A 1,986-nucleotide genomic window follows, 5' to 3' on the forward strand; every position below is an offset into this window, starting at 1 on the left:
GGGCCTATCTTTTTTTACCACAAGTGGGTCAACGCCTTACCTTGTCTAGCTTCTAACGGGGTTGTCACCCCCCCAGGTTGAATGCTTATTTGATAGGATTCTGAAAATAGACATACGAATCCTATAAACTGCTGATTTCAGCAATTAAAAACAAGTTCCTTAAACCAGTGAATATAGCTGATTTTCTCACACATAAAAACCTGTAAATATCGTAACTTGTCTAAGAGTTTATTTCCAATAATATCAGGAACTTCAACTAACTGAAGCAACAAATAACAAATCAAACAGGCATAGATTTGTAGCTTAATTCCATTGGTATTTTTAGTAATTAGACGAGCTAATTTTAAATGCATTTTTAAGAATTTCCACAGCAATTCAATCTGCCATCGTCTTCGATAAATTTCTCCAATTTCTTCATTAGTGTATGCTAATTTTCCTGATTCAGGTAAATTAGTGACAAACCTAAATTCAGTCCGTGTTTCTAAATCTGAAAAAGTCACTAATCTTACTTGAACTTTTCGTGGGTCACTCCACACTTCATAAGTTCCATCCTCCTTCATATTGACAGTAGAATTATTCTTAATTCGTATTACAAAATATTGATTTTCTTTTTTCATCAATGCTTGAACACGTTCAGAACTAGAAAAACCTCTATCCATTACAGCAACTCCATTTTGAGGTGTGGCTGCTATGGTTTCATCTCCATACAGACTGTCATGACCTTGACCAAAATGAATGTGTACTCCATCAATTATTTCCCGTTTATTGTCCGTTCCAGCAAATATTTTTACTTGATGGTATTCCTGTTGCCATAGTAATTTACTTGTTAACGTAACTATCGTTAATCTAAAGGAAATAAACTCATCCTATCTTTGCTGATTAATTGACGTTTTAGATCCCCTTGCAATCTTTCAAATATTTTTACAAAAACCTCAATATCTCTATGCTTACTAGCCTTTGAAAAAGTTGATATATCTAGGGAAATATCTCGACTGTTTAAACGGGAAAATAGGGAACGCATAGTATCGAGACTTTGGTCAAAACTGAACCCTAGCCAGCAGGAGACAAATGTGAAGCTATCTAAAACAGGATAATCATCTTTGGGTAAATGGGCGAGATACCGTTTGACAATTTTGGGGAAGTTAGAAAATAGCATTTTAGTTGATTATTAATAATTTATAAGTCTACAATTATACATTGCTCTGCCAATTTTAGCAATCTTTTCCTATCATTCAACACTTCTGTTTTGGTTCTGTTGGAATAAGCTGTAATTCTTAAATGCTTCGTCAATCCGCTTAACAAACTTTCCCCCAATTTTTTGATTGTTCAAACCTGGAAGCTGGATGAGTTTTTTAAAGTGACGGCGTAGATGGGCTAAACATTTCTGTTGAGCTTTCACGTCATAACCGTTATAAACTGAATAATCGTCCGAGCTAAGTACACCACTCTAGTTCAAACCGAGAATGGTTTCTAGTTCGGCACGATATCTTGTATCCGCAGCATGGAATAAAGCGAAGTTTGTATTCGCAAAAATCCATAACCATTCTTTCACACTCTTGACAACCCAAGGTGTCTCATCGCAGTGAATATTTGGCTGTGTTTGCTGTATCCAATTTTTCAGAGAGCTAACGCTTTTGTTAACTGCTGCATCTATTCTTTCATTAGTGGTTACTAATGTTCCCACCCCGATTTCTATCTGACCTAGTTCCCACAAAAGCTCTTGTTGTTTTTCATAGGATAGATGCCCGTAGTTATTTATCCATCCTACAAAAGCCTGTAGCCTTACTCCTATATCTTGTCCTGGAACTAGATCGGGTGACCAATCGGATGCTTGTACATTTCCACAATGCTCACACACACAAGTATGGCGCTGATACTCCGCTATTTCTATTGGGCGCTCTACTAACTGTGCTAAGCTGTTGCACATTTAAACTGTGATACAAGCATTGCCCTTATTTTTGATTTTGCGACCCCATTTAATTATTA

2 pseudogenes are annotated in these 1,986 nt (G+C 36.4%); both read right to left on the minus strand.

Annotated elements, in window-relative coordinates:
* Positions 1-137 precede the first annotated feature (137 nt).
* Positions 138-1,156: pseudogene (locus QUA74_RS29655) on the minus strand (IS4 family transposase).
* Positions 1,157-1,264: 108 nt separating this feature from the next.
* Positions 1,265-1,921 (minus strand): annotated as a pseudogene (locus QUA74_RS29660) (IS66 family transposase); the annotation flags it as partial.
* Positions 1,922-1,986 lie beyond the last annotated feature (65 nt).

The sequence above is a fragment of the Microcoleus sp. LAD1_D3 genome (assembly GCF_036702135.1).
GTDB lineage: Bacteria > Cyanobacteriota > Cyanobacteriia > Cyanobacteriales > Microcoleaceae > Microcoleus.